This is a genomic window from Treponema sp. OMZ 906 (genome assembly GCF_024181185.1).
GTDB lineage: Bacteria > Spirochaetota > Spirochaetia > Treponematales > Treponemataceae > Treponema.
In genome coordinates this window covers 1798265-1818526 of record NZ_CP051196.1, presented here as the reverse complement: position 1 = coordinate 1818526, position 20262 = coordinate 1798265, and the positions used below count along the sequence as shown (strand labels likewise).

The window sequence follows — 20262 nt, the reverse complement described above, 5'->3', positions numbered from 1 at the left end:
AACGTCCGTTTCAGAACAGGTTGCCTTGAAATGCGATATTCTAATGGTTAAAAAACGTCTGATGCGGTTGTCTCGATGTTAATGACCGCGTCGGCGATATTCAGCGTTGACTTACGGTGCGAAACGAGCACAACCGTCTTTCCGGCGCCGGATTCCTTGAGCGATTTGAGGATGATACGCTCGTTAAGGGCATCCAGATTGCTGGTAGGTTCGTCGAGAAGGAGTAGGGGAGCGTCGTGCAAAAATGCACGGGCAAGTCCGATACGCTGTTTTTCTCCGCCTGAAAGCGTGTCGCCGAGTTCCCCGACCGGTGTATTATACCCATCGGGAAGGGTGGTAATAAAGTCGTGAATCGATGCTTTTTGTGCCGCCGCGATAACTTCTTCTTCCGACGCATCCAACTTACCGATTTTGATATTGTCGGCAATCGTGCCTTTGAAGAGCTGGCTTTCCTGCGTAACGCAGGATTCCATCGTCCGCAACGCTTCGGTCGGAATCGTTTTTATGTCCTCGCCGGAGATGCGTATCGCGCCTTTTTGCACTTCCCAAAACCGCATCAGCAGTTTAAGTAGGGTAGACTTGCCCGAACCGCTTGCGCCGTGTATGCCGGTAATCGTATCTTTTTGAATGACAGCGCTGTAATCGTGCAATATCTGTTCGTTGCCGTAGCTGAAATCAATATGATCGGCTGCTGCTCCTTCAAATGAGCGCTGTTTGCCGTCGGGGGGGATTTCTTCTACGAGCGGCTGTTCTTCCAATAGGCTCAAGATACGGTCGCCGCTTGCGAGCGTTTGATGTAAATTATTGGAAAGCTGCGCAAGGGCGAGTACGGGGCCGAAAGAGGCGCTCATGCCGAGTGTTATTCCTACGGCAGCGGCAAAGTCGATGCTTCCCTGCCGGAAGAGTACAATAGAAAGAAAAAGTTGAGCAAAAGTAAAGAACAAAATGGCTGTGTTCGTTTCAATACGCTGCCGTGCTTCCTGTGTGCTTAGATATTCCCCGCCTTTCCCGAGATTATCCGAGCGCTGCCGCAGCTCGGTTCGAATACGTTCCCCCGCCCCGTATTGGATAATTTCTTCCAAGCCGCGCAGGGCTTCAAGGACGAAGCTGTTCAAGTTTCCGAACTCCGTTCTAAAGGCAAGTCCCTGTTCGCTTGTCCGCTTGCCGTTGCGCAGGGGAATAATCACGCCTACCGTAATATACCCTGCGAGCGCGACCGGTACCGCAATAAGACTGCGGCTGCCGAGAAAGATCAGCATACAAAGGGAGGTTAGCACCGCGATAACGATGGGGGAGATAGTATGGGCATAAAACACTTCCAAAAGCTCGATGTCGATGGTTATCAGTGAGATCAAATTCCCTTTATCTTTGCCTTCCAGTTTTGCCGGAGCGAGCTTCCGTAAGACAGTGAATACCTTATGCCGGATAATTGCTAAAAGCTTAAACGCGATATAGTGATTGCAGTATTGCTCTCCATAGTGGAGCGCACCGCGAAGAACGCCGAGAATGATGATCGCTATAGCAATCTGTTTAAGGCTGAGCCCGAAGAATGTCTTTCCGATCGCGATCGGTACTTTGTCATAAATCGCAGCGATAACAGCTTCGCCGCCGAGGATGGTGATAAAGATTGCGCATAAAAATCCGAGTACTCCTGCGGTAATTGCAATCACCATAACGGGAAGGAGGGGGCGGACAAGGGTAATCAGTGAACCCATTATGGTCAGGGCGCTTCTGCGTTTTGATGTATTCATTTATCGCTCCTCCTGTACTGCTTGACTATCGGCAGTGTTGCCGTACCGTTCCAACTCCGACTGGCTCTTGTACAAAGCGCAATAGCGGCCGTCTAACGCCATCAATTCGTTATGAGTACCTTTTTCGGTAATTCGTCCATGTTCCATGAAGTAGATACAATCGGTGTCTACGCTGTTTGCCAACCGGTGCGAAATAAGCAGCACCGTCTTGGTTTGTTTCAGCTCATGAATAACCTGCAATATCTGCTCTTCGCTTTCGATGTCGATATTGGAAGTTGCTTCGTCAAAAATATAGACGGGGCTGTCGAAGAGGAGGGCGCGTGCCAATGCAAGCCGCTGCCGCTGTCCGCCGGAAAAATTCACACCGCCTTCCTGCAGTTCGGTGTCCAAGCCCTTTTGCGTATCTAAGAACTCTGAAAGGTTTACTTTTTTAAGCGCTGCGGTCATCTCTTCCGCCGAGGCATCCGGCTTTGCGAGCCGTAAGTTATCTCTAACGGTTCCTTTAAAAAGATACGCATTGTGTTTTACAACAGTGATATGCCGCATGATATGATGCTCATCGATGGTTTTCAGTTCGTCTGCGCCGAATAGAATGCGTCCTGTATAGTTTTTGTGTTTTCCTGAAAGGAGCGCTGCCATCGTGCTCTTACCGCACCCGGATTCCCCTGCAAGGGCAATAAAGGAACCGTGCGGAATGGTGAGATTGATGTCTGCAAGGATTGCCCGTTGCTCGGTATAAGAGAACGAGAGGTCTTGAACGCTGATACCGGCGGCGCTTTCGATGGAGCCGTTCGCTTCCGCAGGTTCGGGTAAGTCGAGAATATAGAAAAGTTTATCCGAAGCGGCCATTCCGTTCATCGCGATATGGAAAAAAGAGCCGAGCAGTCTGAGGGGAATAAAAAACTCCGCCGACAAGAGAATGATGCTGAATGTCGCCGCAATCGAAATGCTTCCTGCGGCAAATTGATATGCTGCGGTGATGATACCGGCAGCAGCTCCTCCGTAGGCAATCACATCCATAACAGTAATGGAATTGAGCTGCATACTGAGCACCTTCATCGTGATGCGCCGAAAACGTTCCGCTTCTCTGTCCATCTCTTCGGCTTTTGCCTCATCAGCCTGATATATTTTCAGCGTTGTCAGTCCTTGAAGGTTTTCCAAAAACCTGTCGCCGAGCCCTGCGTAAACGCCCCAATACTTACTGAGCAGCCGCTTGGCGATTTTTTGTACGGCAACAATGGAAATCGGTATGAGGGGAACGCAGCCGAGGAGGATGAGTGCCGCCTTAAAACTGACCGGCGCCAGTACCGCAAACAGGGTGAGCGGCGCAAGGAGGCTATAGAAAAACTGAGGCAGGTATCTGCCGAAGTATATTTCAAGTTGTTCAATCCCATCTGAGGCAAGCTGCACTACTTCCGAAGTAGCGATGCTATCCCGATAGGCTGCGCCGAGTTTCAGCAGTTTCGCGTAGAGTGCATCCCGCAAGGTTGTTTTAACATCCCGTCCGGCAAGAAAGGCATAGCGGGTTGCATACTTTGTTGCAACAGCCCGCACTGCAAGTGCCGCTATGAAAACAACACCTGCCGTAATCATTCCTTTTGAGGTAATCGTCCCCTTGAACAAGGATTCCAAAAGACGCCCAATAAAAAACACCGCTGCAATCTGCGAAACGAGGGCAATCCATTGCCATAAAACATTTAAATAGATGTAGCGCTTCGAGTGCGCCAAAAACGTAATTAATCTTTTCTTTATCATAAATTTATGTACGAAGATAATATTACCATTCTGCGGGAAAATCCTCAAGCTATGGGAAACATCCTAAACACCAAATATGCCCCTGTAAAAAGATTTGTGTAAACAACATAATTAACGATAATGCCTTCTTCCGGAAAAAAACTGTGCGGAAAGTAAAATGGATATCCGCGCTCCAATGGGCTTATGCTTTTGATGCGGTTGAATTAATTTGTAATGGGTAATGTGCAATTTGTAATTCCCAATTATTTAATCGCTTCTACTTCCGCTTTGCTCAGACCGGTCATCTTTTCGATAAATGGGATTTCACAATTCGCTTGTTTCATCAACCGTGCTGTTTCAAGCGCTTTTTTGTACTAACCGTCGGCAAAGCCTTGCTGTATCCCAATTCTTAGACTTTCTTCTCTCTGTACTGCGATATCCGTGTCATAATCATATTCAGCTATTAGCAATATTTATTACCTCCTCTCTTTTGAAAATATATGGCGCATCTACTGCGTCGTACGCCGAAAATAAATGCTCAACGTATTAAAGATACGCCTCCGCTTTATTTTCGCCTAACTCCTTGTATCTGCATCATCTATTTTCAAAAGTGCTGGCGCGTATAAATTGTCGTCTGGTTATCAGTTTTTGCCCTTTATTGGTAGAGTTTTTTCCGTATCAGAAGCGGCATGGATGCCGCTGGTTCCACGCAGGAACAAGTTTGCCCTGCAAACTTGCAGCTCAAGAATGTACACGGATGTACATTCTTGAACGAGGGTGTTCAGCAAGAACGATAATCTTATTGTCTACAAGGCAAGAAACATCGTTTATAATATTCATGTACATGACATTATCAAGCCGTATGTTTTCTACAGGACAGGAAAGTTGAAGGTTTGTACCATGCAGGGCATTATACAGTGATAAAAAGTTCTCTTTTGCCTTTTCATCTTCACTGAATAGGTCAACAAATACCGAATCTTTATATTTTCTATTTGCCGTAGTCATAGCGGATACCTCTTACTGACTGCATTATAGCATAGATTATAGGATTTAAAAATGGATTGTTCTATCCAATATTCCGTTTCGCTTGCCTCTTTGAGCGAGATATAGAGCTTTGCATAAAAGTCTGCCTTGCTTTGTCCTTGCTGAGCTTTTTTAATGTTTGCCCCGATGCTCGTTCCGTTTTTTAAAAGCTGTTTTGACATAACAAACTCACGGTTTGTATCGCGAAGCTTTTTGTACAAGGCGATTACCTCCAACGCAAACGCCTTTGATTTATCAACAATCACATTATCAATTGGTAATTGATAATGTGTGATTTGTAATTCATAATTACCCATTACCCATTGAACACCCCCCTTAGTTTTGCTCCTGATGCGGATTGGTATTGTTGTTGAAAACAGAGGCTGGTTCCACTGCAACTGCATCATCGGAGTCCGTATTTCCATTTAGTAATTTTTAATTAAAAATGATGAATTTGCCGCATTTTTCAAGCCAAAAACATCTAAAAGTCGTATAAGGACTATAGGAGGTGTGAATGACACAAAAACCTTTTGAAGACCTCACCATTGCAGATGATTTCATGTTCTGTAAGGTTATGGAGTATGAACCTATCTGTAAAGAATTTCTTGAGATGCTTTTTAATGCTAAAATCGAGAAAATCACGTATCTATCGTCCCAAAATACCGTTACCGCTAATTCCGGAGCCAAAACCGTCCGGCTTGACGTATTAGTAAAAGACGGATCGGGTACATCCTACGACATTGAAATGCAAGTTGGGAATGAATACAACATACCGAAACGGATGCGGTATTATCAGGCTGTGCTGGATGTCGCCTTTTTAGATAAAGGCCATTCCTATAAAGCGCTCAACGAAAGTTATATCATCTTTATTTGTCTATTTGACCCTATCGGCAGTAACAGAGCAGTCTACACGTTTGAAAATATCTGTATCGAGGATAAAAGGCTCCCCTTACAAGATGGAACCAAAAAGATTATACTAAATGCGAACTCGTTTAGAACCGCAGATAATAAGGAATTACAAGGCTTTTTACAGTATGTAAAAACCGGCAAAGTAACGACAGCATATACAGGGAGGATAGAGCAAATGATACAAACAGTAAAACGCAACGAACAGCTGCGGAAAGAATACCACATATTACCGGCAGTATTGATGGATGCCTTTGATGAAGGCGAAGCCCGCGGTTCCCGTCAAAAAGCGCTCGAAACGGCAAAAAATCTCCTACAATTCGGTCTCTCGCGAGAAAAGATAGCGCAAGCAACCGGTCTTACCCAAGCAGAGGTCGAAGCAATTTGTAATGGGTAATTCATAATTCTGAATTGTTTTTCCCTCAGTTTCAGTTTTTATCAAAAAACGCTGAATTATCCCCATTTTGTTAGCCATTTTTGTATCCGTGCTTTATATAAAGGGTATGGAGGCAAAAATGGAAGACACCTATAGATTAACACTTAAAAACGATTATTTATTCAAGCTCTTGCTCGGTTCGGAAGAAAATAAAGCCTGCTTGCAGGACTTTCTTGAATGCGTACTGGATATGCCCAGTGGTATGATTGCAGACCTTGAACTGCTGGACAAGGAACTTACCAAAGATGAGATAACCGATAAGACCGGTATTCTCGATGTTAAGCTTCGATTAAAAGACAGCACGACCATAGACATTGAAATTTCGTTTACCGATAGACGTCCATGTCTATCGGTAAACACGAGTTTTGCCATTCGGCAAAACGTCGCTGCTGCTTGAAACCAGCGGCATCCGTGCCGCTTCTGAAACGGAATTGCGTAAAAAGCATACCTGCTCAGCTTTTATTTTAGAATAAGCTTTGGAACAAAGGCGGGTTCTTAGGGTAGAACCCTAAGCCGTAGTTTTTCTTTTGGGGGGTATAGGGGGTATTTTCTTTTTATCGGAAAAAAAGAAAATACCCCCTAACTTTTTCTACTGGTCTAAAATGTATATCGAGGGTTTTAAAGAGGGTGAACCGTATACCAGTTTGGATAAGAGCATTACTATTAACCTCATTTCACAAGGATTTAACCAAAGTAGTGAGATGCATTCTGCCTACAGTTTATTGGAACAAAAAACATATAAGCCGCTCACCGATTTGATGGAGATACATTTTCTCAGCCTATCGGCAGCACGAAAGTTCGAGATACAGAAAGACCCTATCGAAAAACGGCAAAAACTGATAAACTGGTTACGGTTTATAGCGACTGACGATAAGGAGGAGCGAGCAATGTTAGCAGCCACATCACCCGTATTGCAAATGCTGAACGAGAAAGTAGACGTTCTCAGTTTGACCCCCGAAGAACGGAAGCTTTATGAATCGCGGATGAAGCTGAAAAGCGACATAGCAACTATCTCAGAGGTTCAATTCAAGTCAGGTCTTGAAGTCGGCTTTGCAGAAGGTGAAGTTAAAGGTCGTTCAGAAGGTTCACATCAAAAAGCGCTTGAAACAGCACGATTAATGAAACAAGCGAATTGTGAAATTCCATTTATAGCAAAGATGACCGGTCTAACCACAGACGAGGTCGAATCAATTTGTAATGGGTAATGTGCAATTCATAATTCATAATTATGAATTACCCCCCCCCCCCCCTTAGCTTTGCTCCCGATATATAATCGGTAATGTGTGATTCATAATTCATAATTCTGAATTGTTTTTCCCTCAGTTTCAGTTTTTATCAAAAAACGCTGAATTATCCCCATTTTGTTAGCCATTTCTTCATCCGTGCTTTATATAAAAGGTATGGAGGCAAAAATGGAAGACACCTATAGATTAACACTTAAAAACGATTATTTATTCAAGCTCTTGCTCGGTTCGGAAGAAAATAAAGCCTGCTTGCAGGACTTTCTTGAATGCGTACTGGATATGCCCAGTGGTATGATTGCAGACCTTGAACTGCTGGACAAGGAACTTACCAAAGATGAGATAACCGATAAGACCGGTATTCTCGATGTTAAGCTTCGATTAAAAGACAGCACGACCATAGACATTGAAATTTCGTTTACCGATAGACGTCCATGTCTATCGGTAAACACGAGTTTTGCCATTCGGCAAAACGTCGCTGCTGCTTGAAACCAGCGGCATCCGTGCCGCTTCTGAAACGGAGTTGCGTAAAAAGCATACCTGCTCAGCTTTTATTTTAGAATAAGCTTTGGAACAAAGGCGGGTTCTTAGGGTAGAACCCTAAGCCGTAGTTTTTCTTTTGGGGGTTATAGGGGGTATTTTCTTTTTATCGGAAAAAAAGAAAATACCCCCTAACTTTTTCTATTGGTCTAAAATGTACATTGAAGGCTTTAAAGAAGGAGAACCGTATACCAGTCTTACAAGATGCATCGCTATTAATCTGATCTCACAAGGATTTAAGCTCAATAGAGCAGTTCATTCTGTCTATAGCATACAGGAACAAAACAATCATCAGTCGCTCACCGACTTACTGGAGATACATTTCCTCAACTTGTCGGCAGTAAAAGGAACTGAAATACGGCAAAGTATCACTACCAAAAAGCAAGAAAAGCTGCTAAACTGGTTACGGTTTATAGAAACGGATGACAAGGAGGTAAGAACTATGTTAGCAACAACTTCACCGGTATTGCAGATGTTGAATGAGAAAATCGATATACTCAGTTTGAATCCTGAAGAACGCAAGCTCTATGAATCGAGAATGAAGCTAAAAAGCGACATAGCAACTATTTCTGAAGTGCAGTTCAAGGCAGGGATCGAACGCGGCAAATCACTCGGTCTTGCCGAAGGTGAAGCCCGTGGTAAATCTCTCGGCCTTGCCGAAGGCGAAGCACGTGGACGTTCAGAAGGCTCCCATCAAAAAGCCCTCGAAACGGCTCGGCTCATGCTTCAACGGAATTATCCGCCGACAGAAATTTGCCTTATGACCGGCCTTACCCAAGCAGAGGTGGAAGCGATAAACTAGGGGCTGTCTCAAAAGTTTGCTAGTCTTTTCGACAGCCCCCCAAGTTGACAACGGAACATCCTGTTCCGTTGTCAGGCCAATTTTCCTAAATCTCCTCCTCATCCCCGCTCGTATTCAGTTTATGCATCTTCCAGTGCTTTACGTCTTTTGCGTTTTGAAAGGCGGCTTGCAGTTCCGCAGGCGTGGTAAAGTCCGTACAGTTGCCCTCGGTAACGCCCGGTTTTTCAGTGTAAAGAATACACCTTGCACCGTCGCCTGCAGTCCGCGTCGGTAAATCGTCAAAGAGTTTGGTAAAGGCTTGTGCGGTGAGCTTATTGTTGTAGCAGTTCAGCGTTTCCAAAGCGGTACAGCCCTGCACGTTAAGTGTAGTGAGTTGATTGTTGCTGCAGTTTAGCCTTCGCAAAGCGGTTAAGCTCTGCACGTTAAGAGCGGTGAGCTTATTGTTGTAGCACCACAGCATTTGCAAAGCGGTACAGCCCTGTACGTTGAGGGCGGTAAGTTGCTCACCGCTGCAGTTCAGACTTTCCAAAGCGGTGCAGCCTTGTGCGTTAAGGGCGGTAAGCCGATTGTTATAGCAGTCCAGCTCTTTCAAAGCGGTACACCCTTGTATATTAAGGGCGGTAAGCTGATTGTCCCAGCACCGCAGCCTTTCCAAAGCACTTAAAGCTTGTGCATTAAGGCTAGTAAGCTGATTCTCCCAGCACCACAGCCATTGCAATGCGGTGCAGCCCTGTACATCAAGGGCGGTAAGCTGATTGTCCCAGCATTCGAGCCTTTCCAAAGCACTTAAGCCTTGTATGTTAAGAGCGGTAAGCTGATTCTGGTTGCAGTGTAGATCTCGCAAAGTACTTAAGTCTTGTATGTCAAGAGCGGTAAGCTTATTGCTGCTGCAGGCCAGCCTTTGCAAATTGCTTAAGCCTTGTACATCAAGGGCGGTTAGTTGATTCCTGTGGCAGTACAGCCCTTGCAAAGCACTTAAGTCTTGTACATTAAGAGTGGTAAGCTTATTGCTGCCGCAGGCCAGCACTTGCAAATTGTTTAATCCTTGTACATCAAGGGCGGTAAGTTGATTTTCGTAGCATTCCAGCCTTTCCAAAGCGCTTAAGCCCTGCACATTAAGTGCGGTGAGCTGATTGTAGCTGCAGGCCAGCACTTGCAAAGCCGTTAAGCCTTGTACATTAAGGGCGGTAAGCCGGTTGCTGCCGCAGGACAGCACTTGCAAGGCACTTAAGCCTTGTACATTAAGGGCAGTAAGTTTATTATGGATACCATTCTTATCATCGCCACAGGATAGCTCTATGATTTTGCCTTTAAGGATAACGACAGTGCCTGTTGCGTGCAGCCATGTGTATGTGCTGCCGCTTGCAAGGCTTGTTTCGGTGCAGCCTTCTACAGCTACGGCGGAACCGTCCGAGGTTACTGCCTTAACGCTGATGACGAGCTTATTGGGGCTTAAGATGAGCGATGCGCCACCTTCGACAAAGGGGGCGTCAAAGCTCACCTTTACGTCGACTGCTGCCGTTACGCTGTGGGTGTAGCTGTTTGACGTGTTGCCTGTAACAACGGTACCATCTACTTTCCACTCTTTTACCACATAAGGTGCGGCAGGTTCGGCCGTAAAGGTTACGGTTTTGCCTTGTTCGACGGTTATGGGACTCTTCGCCGTTTCCTCTACACCGTCCGCCTTTGCTTTAAGCGTTCCGCCGGTGCCTTCTACGCTGAAAGTTACCGTGTGTTTGGGAACCGCAGAACTTTCACCCTTTCCCTCCTCAACCAGCATCTTCTTTAAAAACGGGTTTTTACAAGCGGAAACCGATACTAAAAGTACCGCCAAAACTAAAACAATCTTTTTCATATTCTAAATCCTCCGCTTACTCCGGCAGCCCAGATTACCGGATAGCCGCCTCTTATATACAGTTCGATAAAAAAGTTTTTTACTGCAAAGCGGTAACCGAATGTTCCTTCTCCCAAGCCGAATACAAAGGGTTTTGCGCTCTTTCCGTTCCAGCCTAAGGAAACGCCTCCTTCCACCTGAACAAAAAAGCCTGAATCGCAGGTTTTAAACTTTGCAAAATCATAAAAATTCCAGCGGAACAAAACAGCCGTAGCAAGAAGACTGTATCTTTTAAATCCCGTCGAATACAAGAGCTTTACACCGGCTGAAAACCTGCCTGTTTTAACCCAATCAGGCAATACAAACAGCCCGTACAACCCTGCGCCCAAGGCATAGCCTTTCGGCATGTTCATATTCCCTTCCGCCGAAAGACCCAAAGACCAATGAAGGCCGTCTTTTTCTCTCTTAGGTTCATCCTCAACCTCTTGAGCAAAAAGAACGGAAGCTCCCAAAAATGCCAGCGCACAGAGCGCTGTTTTTACACAATTTTTCTTCATACATCAATGCTCCCGATAAGTAATTTTTAATTGGTAATTTGTAATGTGTAATTTTCTTAAATTACCAATTATCCATTACCAATTAATTAATCGCTTCTACTTCCGCTTTGCTCAGACCGGTCATCTTTTCGATAAATGGGATTTCACAATTCGCTTGTTTCATCAACCGTGCTGTTTCAAGCGCTTTTTGGCGAGAACCTTGAGATAGTCCTTGAGATAGTCCTTGAGATATCCCTTTGGCAAAGGCTATTTTGCCTGCTTCTTCTCTCTGTACTGCGATATCCGTGTCATAATCATATTCAGCTATTAACATATTGATCACCTCCCGTGACTTTCGCTGTAAGTATTCTTTTAAGATTCCTTTTTCTATACATATTTTTACCGCATTGGTAAAGCCGTTTTCAGGGTCGAGTTGCGTTTGGATGCGCACCTCTTCAATAAACAAACTGTATTCATCTAAGGTTTTGCAACGGCTCAATACTTCTGCTCCCTTGCTTTTGTTTATGTTATATACCTTTACCTCAAGGTCTAACGGCATCTGCTCAGGTTTGGTAATAAAGGCATCTGATAGTTTTAGTGTTATCATTTCAGGGTAATCTTCCCGCCCATTGTAAAAGACGTAGAACTCAGGTGTCGGGATTTTTGATAACGTTCGTAAATATCGATCGGTTGGTTTTTGCAGCTTTTCATACAATCTTGCTATATATTGCAAAAAGCGTAATGGCATGTTCTCGTTTATGGTAGATTGGTGTTCAGCAAGAACGATAATCTTATTATCTACAAGGCAGGAAACATCGTTGACAATATTCATGTACATGACATTATCAAGCTTTATGTTTTCTACCGGGCATGAAAGCTGAAGGTTTGTTCCGTGTAAAGCATTATACAGCGATAAGAAGTTTTCTTTTGCCTTTTCATCTTCACTGAATAGGTCAACAAATACCGAGTCCTTATATTTTCTATTTGCCGTAGTCATAGCGGATACCTCTTACTGACTGCATTATAGCATAGATTATAGGATTTAAAAATGGATTGTTCTATTCTTTCTGTATAAAATTCTTTGCGCCTTTGCGATGTTTTTTAGGGAAGAAAGGGAGACGCTTCATAATGTGTAATGTGTAATCAATTTGTAATTGGTAATGTGTAATTTGTAATTGACAATTCGACAATTACCCATTACCAATTCCATTAAATCTCAACCCCGAGCCAGCTTCCATTCCACTTATACATCTTCCACTTCTTGTTATTTTTAGCATTATTAAAGGCGGTTTTCAGTGCCTCAGGTGTGCTAAAGTCTGTGTGATTGCCTTCGCTAAGGCCGGATTCTTCGGTGTAAAGAATACACTCCCCCTTATCACTATCCTGCCGCGCCGGTAAATCGTCAAAGAGTTTGGTAAAGGCTTGTGCGGTGAGCTTATTGTTGTAGCACCACAGCCCTTGCAAAGCGGTTAAGCCCTGCACATTAAGAGCGGTCAGCTGATTACCACAGCAGTTCAGCCCTTGCAAAGCGGTTAAGCCCTGCACATTAAGTGCTGTAAGCTGATTGTTATAGCAGTTCAGCCTTTCCAAAGCGGTTAAGCCCTGCATATTAAGTGTAGTGAGTTGATTGTAGCCGCAGTTCAGCTCTTGCAAAGCGGTACAGCCCTGCACATTAAGTGCGGTAAGCTGATTGTTATAGCACCTCAGCTCTTGCAAAGCGGTACAGCCCTGCACATTAAGTGTGGTAAGCTGATTGTCAGTGCAGACCAGCCATCTCAAAGCGGTACAACCCTGCGCATTAAGTGCGGTGAGTTGATTGTTGTAGCAGTGCAGCCTTTGCAAAGCGGTTAAGCCCTGCACATTAAGTGCGGTAAGCTGATTGCTGTAGCAGGACAGCCATTGCAAAGCGGTTAAGCCCTGCATATTAAGTGCGGTAAGCTGATTGTTATAGCAGTGCAGCCATTGCAAAGCGGTTAAGCCCTGCATATTAAGTGCGGTAAGCTGATTGTTATAGCAGTGCAGCCTTTGCAAAGCGGTTAAGCCCTGCACATTAAGTGCGGTAAGCTGATTGCTGTAGCAGGACAGCTCTTGCAAAGCGGTTAAGCCCTGCGCATTAAGAGCGGTAAGCCGATTGTAGCCGCAGTTCAGATATTGCAAAGCGGTTAAGCCCTGTACATTAAGTGCGGTGAGCTGATTATTGTCGCAGCCCAGCTTGATGATCTTGCCTTTGAGGATAACGACAGTGCCTGTTGCGTGCAGCCTCGTGTATGTGCTGCCGCTTGCAAGGCTTGTTTCGGTGCAGCCTTCTACAGCTACGGCGGAACCGTCCGAGGTTACTGCTTTAACTCTGATGGTGAGCTTATCGGGGCTTAAGATGAGCGATGCGCCGCCTTCGACAAAGGGGGCATCAAAGCTCACCTTTACGTCGACTGCTGCCGTTACGGTGTGGGTATAGGTGTTGGACGTGTTGCCTGTAACAACGGTACCATCTACTTTCCACTCTTTTACCACATAAGGCGCGGCAGGTTCGGCCGTAAAGGTTACGGTTTTGCCTTGTTCAACGGTTATGGGACTCTTCGCCGTTTTCTCTATACCGTCCGCCTTTACTTTAAGCGTGCCGTGCCCGCCTTCTACGCTGAAAGTTACCGTGTGTTTGGGAACCGCAGAACTTTCACCCTTTTCCTCTTCAACCAGCATCTTCTTTAAAAACGGGTTTTTACAAGCGGAAACCGATACCAAAAGTACCGCCAAAAATAAAACAAAAATTTTTTTCATATTCTAAATCCTCCGCTGATTCCGGCAGCCCAGATTACCGGATAACCGCCTCTTATATACGGCTCGATAAAAAAGTTTTTTACTGCAAAGCGATAGCCGAATGTTCCTTCTCCCAAACCGAATACAAAGGGTTTTGCGCTCTTTCCGTTCCAGCCTAAGGAAACGCCTCCTTCCACCTGAACAAAAAAGCCTGAATCGCAGGTTTTAAACTTTGCAAAATCATAAAAATTCCAGCGGAACAAAACAGCCGTATCAAGAAGACTGTATCTTTTAAATCCCGTCGAATACAAGAGCTTTACACCGGCTGAAAACCTGCCTGTTTTAACCCAATCAGGCAATACAAACAGCCCGTACAACCCTGCGCCCAAGGCATAGCCTTTCGGCATGTTCATATTCCCTTCCGCCGAAAGACCCAAAGACCAATGAAGGCCGTCTTTTTCTCTCTTAGGTTCATCCTCAACCTCTTGGGCAAAAAGAAGGGAAGCGCCCAAAAATACCAGCGCACAGAGCGCTGCCTTTACACAATTTTTCTTCATACATCAATGCTCCCGATAAGTAATTTTTAATTGGTAATTTGTAATGTGTAATTTTCTTAAATTACCCATTATCCATTACCAATTAATTAATCGCTTCTACTTCTTCTTTACTGAGGCCGGTCATCTGCATAATAAAATCAAGTTCACAATTCGCATGTTTCATCAATTTTGCCGTTTCAAGAGCTTTTTTGTATGAACCGTCGGAAAAGCCCTGTTGTATGCCTTGCTCAATTCCTTGCTCAATCCCCTGTTCAATTCCTTCGGCAAAGGCGATTTCATGTTCTTCGGCTCGCTGTACTGCAATATCTGTTTCATAATCATATTCTGCCAGTAACATATTCAATACCTCCTTCGTCTTGCGTTTTAGATATTCACGCAAAATATTATTTTCTATACATTCTTCAACGGCTTTTTCAAAACCGTTTTGACTATCTATCTCTTTCCACTTGCGCACCGTTTCCACAAATATACTGTATTCCTGCATTGTCCGGCAATTTTCCAATACGGGATGACGGTTTTGCCGGTTTATGTTTATTACTTTAACGGTCAACTCAAGATTAGTTTCCGTTCCTCTTTCTATAAAGGCCTCCGATAGTTTCAGAGTTTTATCGGAAGGATATGGTTCCTCACCGTTATAAAAAACATAAAACTCAGGAACCGGAATTTTTAAAAGCTTACGGCTGTATTTTTCTTTTGATTCAAAGAGGGTTTCATACAAGCGGCTTACATACTCAAGACAGCGGAGAGGCATATTGGGATTTATCGTCGATTGGTGTTCTGCAAGGACTATTATTTTGTTATCGACAAGATAAGACACATCATTATAGAATGCCATATAGAGGATCTGATCGAGCCTGACCGTTTTTAGCTGCTCTGTATCTTTCAAGTCCGTTCCATGCAGAGCATTATATAGCGATAAAAAATTCTCTTTTGCTTTTTCGTCTTCACTGAAAAGGTCGACGAACACCGAGTCTTTATATTTTCTGTTTGAAGTACTCATAACTTATGCCCTCTCTTGCTTTAATTATACCATATCTTCAGTAGTTTTAAAGGAACATTTTTTTTAATTTAACCGCAAAGGACACTAAGAGCGCAAAGGAATTTAAGGGGAGCTTTGTTTGAAGTATTCTTTACTTTCCTCTTTGCGAACTTTGCGGCCTTGGCGATTTTTTTAATTTAACCGCTTTTACCTCTTGAGCAAAAAGAACGGAAGCTCCCATAATCCACAAAAACACCGGCACACAGAGTACTGTTTTTACATAATTTTTCTTCATACATCAATGCTCCCGATAAGTAATTTTTAATTGGTAATTTGTAATGTGTAATTTTCTTAAATTACCCATTATCCATTACCAATTAATTAATCGCTTCCACTTCTTCTTTACTGAGACCGGTCATCGATACACTGTTGACCGGTGATCGATTTCGATGACGGTGATAACCAATTTATCATCATGGATACGGCACAAAATGCGGTAATCGCCCACGCGGTAGCGCCATAGACCAGCAAGGTTTGAACTAAGCGCTTTTCCGCGGGAGCGCGGATTACCGAGCGCGGCAATTTCGCTCATATACCTTTTAATGCGGTTTTGTATTGGCTTATCAAGACTTGAAAACTGTTTACCTGCTTTCGGAGCGTATTCAATTTTCATTTTAATTATAGTCCAAGCTCTTTGTACAGAACTTCAGCAGGGATTGCAGGTTCCCCGCTTTTTTCAAAGTCAAACCACGCCTTTTCGGCGAGTGCAGCATCTTCAGCATCTTCTTGCAATTCGGCAAGGTAGCGGCTTAGGGCATTTTCCAAAACCGTATCTTTGGTTGCTCCGCTCATTTGCGCAGCCTGCTCCAATTCCCGATATGCTTTATGTGTCATAGTCATTGTAGGCATAGTAAGCCTCCTCGTCTTTTATTATACCATAGGTCATCTCTAAAAACTCGGTTAGCTTTTAGAGATGACCGACGAGTTTAAACTTAAGCCTTTATACAATAATGACTTAAGTTTAAACGTCGCAAATTAAGTCTAAGGAAAACCTCTAAAAACTGAGGTTTTTAGAGGTTCCCCATAGTTCCCTTGAAATCTTAATTAAAAATTATCCATCTCCCCTTGCCGTAGGAATCCGCCACGGATGACGGAAAAGTGTTAAGTAATCGATGGGGATGTCTCAAAAGTTGGTTACTTTCTCGACATCCCCGACGAGTTTAAAATTAAGTCTTTGTCCAGCAATGACTTAATTTTATTGTATCACTCCACAGTTAAATTTCCCCCTTAAGACCCTGAAAACTTACCCGCCGTCGTTCCCATCTTACCTGCATGATTTTGATAGTCAGTAAGCGAGCCTGAAGGCACCTTTATTCCGCCGTCTTCCAAGGCGGTGCAGTTCTTAAAAACATCTTGAAACAGACTAACTGAATCGTCGTAATTACACATAAGTTTTACTCCTTTTAAACTTTTGCAGCCATCAAAACACTGATACATCATACTAACCGATGAAGGAATATCGGGACCTTGGGTTAAAGCTTTACAACCGGCAAAAGATCTCTCCATATTTGTAACGCCTGACTCAATTTGGGGGGCAACGGTTAAATTTTTGCAGTCTTCAAAACATTTATTCATATTCCCAACGGTTGAAGGAATATTAGAAGCTCGCCTTAAATCTGTGCAGCCTTTAAAACACTCCCTCATCGTCGTAACGCCTGAAGGAATAGCGGGAGCGTGGGTTAACTTTGTGCAGCCTTTAAAACAGCCCTCCATATCCGTAACGCCTGAAGGAATGTTCTCTAGAGAAACGAGGTATTCACATCCATAAAAGCCCTCGTTCATACTGGTAAGATCCGGAATACTGTCGGGCAGTATAAGAGCAACCTTTTTATTACTATTATGTATCGTTTGTGCAAGTCTTCCCATCTGATTGTAGCCTGCACTCTGTAAGTGGTTCGACGGTATAGTGCCGGTTATTTTAAAGCGGTATACGCCCCCCTCCTCGACCGCATGAGGTGATGGTGAAAGATAGCTAGCCAGCTTATCATACCGTACTTCCATATTGGACTTTTCTAATTTTCCGGTAGTATCAATTATCCATGCTTGTGCAATACCGTCGTCTTTGACATCCGATGTTACCGTAAACTTACCTACTTCATCTGCGAGCGTTACGCCGGAACCGGAAGCGGCTTTAAGCACTACCTGTTCCGTGTACAATTCCGGCGTGATGCGTGCAACGGGAGCCGTACCGGTAAGCGTTCCGTCAACGGTTATCGTCTTTCCGCTCTCCAAATACACGTCGTTTTTCCCCTTATCATTCGCCTCTGATCCGGTAGCGGGCGTAACGACTGCGGAGCCGCTCATCTTAAAGGTGCCCTCTGAGAAATACACACCGCCGCCCGTCTGTGCCTTGTTGTCTTTTATTTCGCCGCCGGTCATTTCAAAGACGCCGTTGTTGTACACGCCGCCTCCCGTTCCGGTGTACGAGGTGCCGTTCCATCCCGCGCCGTTGTCTGAGATATCGCCTTGAATCATGCGGAGCGTGCCTCTCTTCGCGCTGTTTCCGCTTACATACACGCCGCCGCCTCTGCTTTGCGCTTTGTTCAATTTTATGGAGCCGCCGTTTATAATGAGCGTTCCATTTTGGCCGACGTAAGCTCCGCCGCCATAGTCGGCTGTGTTGCTTTCAATAGAAGCGCCGCTTTTGAGCGTAAAGGTACCTGCATGTATATAGACTCCGCCGCCGTCGCCGCTGCCGCTGCATGTATTGCTTATTATTTTGCCGCCGGTCATCTCATTCGATGAACCGTCGGACATGCATAGTGCGCCGCCTATAAATGTTGCCGTATTCCCCGTAAGAGTCGCGTTGGTGAGAATCAGCGTGCCATTATTGTCAATACCGCCGCCATTGCGCGCTTTATTGTTTCTTATTTCGCCGCCGGTCATTTTAACGGTGCCTTTGTTGTACACGCCGCCGCCCTCTCCGTATTTGTTGGCGCCGGTATCGCCTATTGCTTCGCAGTCGGTAATGCTTGAGCCGGTCATAATGAGCTTCCCGCTTGTCTCGACGTATACGCCGCCGCCGCCGTCCATGTCGGACATTTCCGCAATACCGCCTTTGAGCGTCAGGTTTTCCAGCGTGAGCGTATTGCCGCTTTTCACTTTGAAGATGCGGTGCTTCGGTTTGCTGCCGGTGTCTTTGTTTGCGTCGATCACGGCGGATGATGCGCCGGTCGCCCTTTTAATCGTCAGGTTTTTGTTGATAACGATTTCGCCGTTGTTACCGGTACCGCTCGTCGCCTTTATTTCCCCGTCTATGAAGATGACAGCGTTATCGGGTGCGTTTTTAACCGCACGCGCAAGGTCTTTCCACGTTGCCGAATTCTGTAGGGTCGACTGGTAAAACTTCACCGTTACGGTTGTAGCAGCGGTTACGTTGGAAAGGGTTGCTGTAGTGCTGGTACCGGGGGGCGATGCAAAAGAACCCGGAGAAACCGTCCAGCCTGCAACTTTCCAGTCTCCTGTAGTGGGTTGCCCGGTAAAGGTTACCGAATTCCCGTGCGCAACCGAAACGGTACCGCTCGTCTTTTGCCCACTTGATCCGGTTTCAATTGTTCCTCCCGCTACTTCGTCTACGATTTCTACGCGGTAGGTTACCGTGTGGGCCTTCACAACCTTATAATAAATCGTTTTTACCGGCGTTGCAGCAAAGCCTGTGCCGTCCGTGTAATACTCCAGCTTGTACTGCTTTTCATTGCCGCCGTTTAACGGAAGCGGTACGGTAACGGGATTGCCGTCGTATGGAATAGATGTGCCGGTATCAGTACGCGTACAGTGTACCGTCGTATTTGCCGTTGCGGAAGCTATACGTATTTCTGCTTTATCACCATCGGTACCGATAATGATCGGATCAGTGTCGCTGCTTCCGCTTCCGCTTCCAGGAATCTTTTCTCCCTTCGTGATGCGGACAATTTCCGTTTCCGGTTTATTCGGCTTTGTACTTGCGTTCACTATGTCAGAAGCTAAGCCTTTTTTGTCTATAAGTTTAATCGTATAGTCTTTTTTTGCGGCGCCGAGTTCAACCTTAACATCGGTTTGATAGTACAGCACCCAGCTGCTATCGGTGGGAATAGCATCGTTAGGCTGGTTGCTCAGCTTTTCTACATCGGAATGTGTAATAAAGACCGGATCTTCCGGCTTGGTAAACGCGGTTTGCGCTTCATTAACCGAAAACGTATAGGGTGTTCCGTTAACCTCAATACAGGCAAGGTCTTTATGCAAAAGCCCCCCCCCTGCTGTCTTATCCATATCCGGTACCGTGATGCACAGCACGTAATAAGCGGTCGTCCCCGTCGTTTTTGCAACGGCATAGCCCGGCTTCGGAGGTGGGGTATTCGCTTTAAGAGGAATGGTAAAGGTTTGTTTAAACGGCGGCCGTCCGTCATTGGCATACAGGGTGATGGTAGACGAGATATCTTTTTCGCCCCATTCGGCTTTTTTCAAAAAAGAGTCTTTATATACAAGCTTCAAAGTATCCGCCGAAGGCTGTATCAGTTCATAATCGGTACCGGCTGCGGGTTTTGTCCCGGCAAAATGAGCGAACTCGACAATCTTTCTTGTTTCGGACGCGGACGGCATAACAAACCGAAAGGACTTGGGGTTCTGTACTTTCAGCGTAATGGTAACCTTATCCGCAGAAGCGACACTTGCCATACCGTTTGCGTCATTATATGTTTTCTTGTCTATGGACGAGCTTTGTATAAAGGCCTCGGAAGACCAACGACTCAAATAGTCGTCTATATCTGCGGTAAACTGCGTACAGGTTGCAAACAAAAGAGTAAACAGTATGCCCGTTAAAATAATATAAAATTTCCGCATAGAACGACTCCTCTAAAAATAAATTAGAGTATAATAGCAAAAATCTTTCATCAAATAAGCAATTTTAATAAAAAAGAACCTCGGTTGCTTAAAAAGAACCATGGTTACTCTATCGGGTATGACTTTGTTCGTGCGGAGAGCTTAATACCCTCCGCTTTAGCGGATATTCATAATTCTGAATTGTTTTTCCCTCAGTTTCGGTTTTTATCAAAAAAATGATGAATTATCCCCATTTTGTTAGCCATTTCTTCATCCGTGCTCTATAGGTAGTTATATATGCCTATGGAGGAA

Annotated in this window: 16 protein-coding genes and 3 pseudogenes; 5 read left to right on the top strand and 14 right to left on the bottom strand. The window is 44.8% G+C overall.

Annotated elements, in window-relative coordinates; genetic code table 11:
• Window positions 1-47: 47 nt before the first annotated feature.
• The 4 genes and pseudogenes from E4N69_RS08140 to E4N69_RS08120 form a co-directional block, all read right to left on the bottom strand.
• Complete coding sequence (locus E4N69_RS08140) at window positions 48-1751, bottom strand: amino acid ABC transporter ATP-binding/permease protein (RefSeq protein WP_253823516.1); 1704 nt, start codon at window positions 1749-1751, stop codon at window positions 48-50.
• A complete protein-coding gene (locus E4N69_RS08135; RefSeq protein WP_253823515.1) occupies window positions 1752-3506 on the bottom strand; it encodes an ABC transporter ATP-binding protein/permease in 1755 nt (584 codons plus the stop codon).
• A 756-nt stretch (window positions 3507-4262) separates the two neighbouring features.
• A pseudogene (locus E4N69_RS08125) lies at window positions 4263-4490 on the bottom strand (hypothetical protein); the annotation flags it as partial.
• Window positions 4487-4825 (bottom strand): four helix bundle protein, encoded by a 339-nt coding sequence (locus E4N69_RS08120; RefSeq protein WP_253823514.1) that lies wholly within the window; start codon window positions 4823-4825, stop codon window positions 4487-4489. The pseudogene E4N69_RS08125 and the gene E4N69_RS08120, both read right to left, overlap by 4 nt.
• Before the next feature lie 197 nt (window positions 4826-5022).
• Between E4N69_RS08120 and E4N69_RS08115 the strand changes: the two genes are divergently transcribed.
• The 5 genes and pseudogenes from E4N69_RS08115 (at window position 5023) to E4N69_RS08095 (ending at window position 8433) form a co-directional block, all read left to right on the top strand.
• Complete coding sequence (locus E4N69_RS08115; RefSeq protein ID WP_253823513.1) at window positions 5023-5811, top strand: Rpn family recombination-promoting nuclease/putative transposase; 789 nt, start codon at window positions 5023-5025, stop codon at window positions 5809-5811.
• Window positions 5812-5929: 118 nt separating this feature from the next.
• A pseudogene (locus E4N69_RS08110) lies at window positions 5930-6172 on the top strand (PD-(D/E)XK nuclease family transposase); the annotation flags it as partial.
• A 205-nt stretch (window positions 6173-6377) separates the two neighbouring features.
• Window positions 6378-7055 carry an Rpn family recombination-promoting nuclease/putative transposase gene (locus E4N69_RS08105; protein ID WP_371922349.1) on the top strand — a complete coding sequence of 226 codons (678 nt, stop codon included), beginning with the start codon at window positions 6378-6380 and terminating at the stop codon, window positions 7053-7055.
• Window positions 7056-7262: 207 nt separating this feature from the next.
• A pseudogene (locus tag E4N69_RS08100) lies at window positions 7263-7505 on the top strand (PD-(D/E)XK nuclease family transposase); the annotation flags it as partial.
• 205 nt (window positions 7506-7710) lie between these two features.
• Complete coding sequence (locus tag E4N69_RS08095; protein WP_371922348.1) at window positions 7711-8433, top strand: Rpn family recombination-promoting nuclease/putative transposase; 723 nt, start codon at window positions 7711-7713, stop codon at window positions 8431-8433.
• 85 nt (window positions 8434-8518) lie between these two features.
• Here the strand turns inward: E4N69_RS08095 and E4N69_RS08090 are convergent, their stop codons facing one another.
• The 10 genes from E4N69_RS08090 to E4N69_RS08045 form a co-directional block, all read right to left on the bottom strand.
• Window positions 8519-10288, bottom strand: coding sequence for an InlB B-repeat-containing protein (locus E4N69_RS08090; RefSeq protein ID WP_253823511.1), 1770 nt, complete (start codon window positions 10286-10288; stop codon window positions 8519-8521).
• Window positions 10285-10824, bottom strand: coding sequence for a hypothetical protein (locus tag E4N69_RS08085; protein WP_253823510.1), 540 nt, complete (start codon window positions 10822-10824; stop codon window positions 10285-10287). The genes E4N69_RS08090 and E4N69_RS08085 overlap by 4 nt, the downstream gene beginning before the upstream one ends.
• An 82-nt stretch (window positions 10825-10906) precedes the next feature.
• Complete coding sequence (locus tag E4N69_RS08080) at window positions 10907-11800, bottom strand: Rpn family recombination-promoting nuclease/putative transposase (protein ID WP_253823509.1); 894 nt, start codon at window positions 11798-11800, stop codon at window positions 10907-10909.
• Window positions 11801-12012: 212 nt separating this feature from the next.
• Window positions 12013-13578, bottom strand: a complete 1566-nt coding sequence (locus tag E4N69_RS08075) for an InlB B-repeat-containing protein (RefSeq protein ID WP_253823508.1) — start codon at window positions 13576-13578, stop codon at window positions 12013-12015.
• The gene (locus E4N69_RS08070; RefSeq protein WP_253823507.1) at window positions 13575-14114 is read right to left on the bottom strand and encodes a hypothetical protein; all 540 of its coding nucleotides are present in this window, start codon (window positions 14112-14114) and stop codon (window positions 13575-13577) included. The genes E4N69_RS08075 and E4N69_RS08070 overlap by 4 nt, the downstream gene beginning before the upstream one ends.
• An 82-nt stretch (window positions 14115-14196) precedes the next feature.
• Window positions 14197-15114: an Rpn family recombination-promoting nuclease/putative transposase gene (locus tag E4N69_RS08065; protein WP_162663815.1), complete on the bottom strand. Its 918-nt coding sequence runs from the start codon at window positions 15112-15114 to the stop codon at window positions 14197-14199.
• Window positions 15115-15244: 130 nt separating this feature from the next.
• Complete coding sequence (locus E4N69_RS08060; RefSeq protein WP_253716417.1) at window positions 15245-15388, bottom strand: hypothetical protein; 144 nt, start codon at window positions 15386-15388, stop codon at window positions 15245-15247.
• A gap of 120 nt (window positions 15389-15508) precedes the next feature.
• Window positions 15509-15766 carry a type II toxin-antitoxin system RelE family toxin gene (locus E4N69_RS08055; protein ID WP_006188751.1) on the bottom strand — a complete coding sequence of 86 codons (258 nt, stop codon included), beginning with the start codon at window positions 15764-15766 and terminating at the stop codon, window positions 15509-15511.
• Window positions 15767-15771: 5 nt separating this feature from the next.
• Window positions 15772-16002 carry a hypothetical protein gene (locus E4N69_RS08050; RefSeq protein ID WP_162663440.1) on the bottom strand — a complete coding sequence of 77 codons (231 nt, stop codon included), beginning with the start codon at window positions 16000-16002 and terminating at the stop codon, window positions 15772-15774.
• Between the two features lie 378 nt (window positions 16003-16380).
• On the bottom strand, window positions 16381-19971 hold the full coding sequence (locus E4N69_RS08045; RefSeq protein ID WP_253823506.1) for a leucine-rich repeat protein: 3591 nt from the start codon (window positions 19969-19971) through the stop codon (window positions 16381-16383).
• Between the last annotated feature and the right edge of the window lie 291 nt (window positions 19972-20262).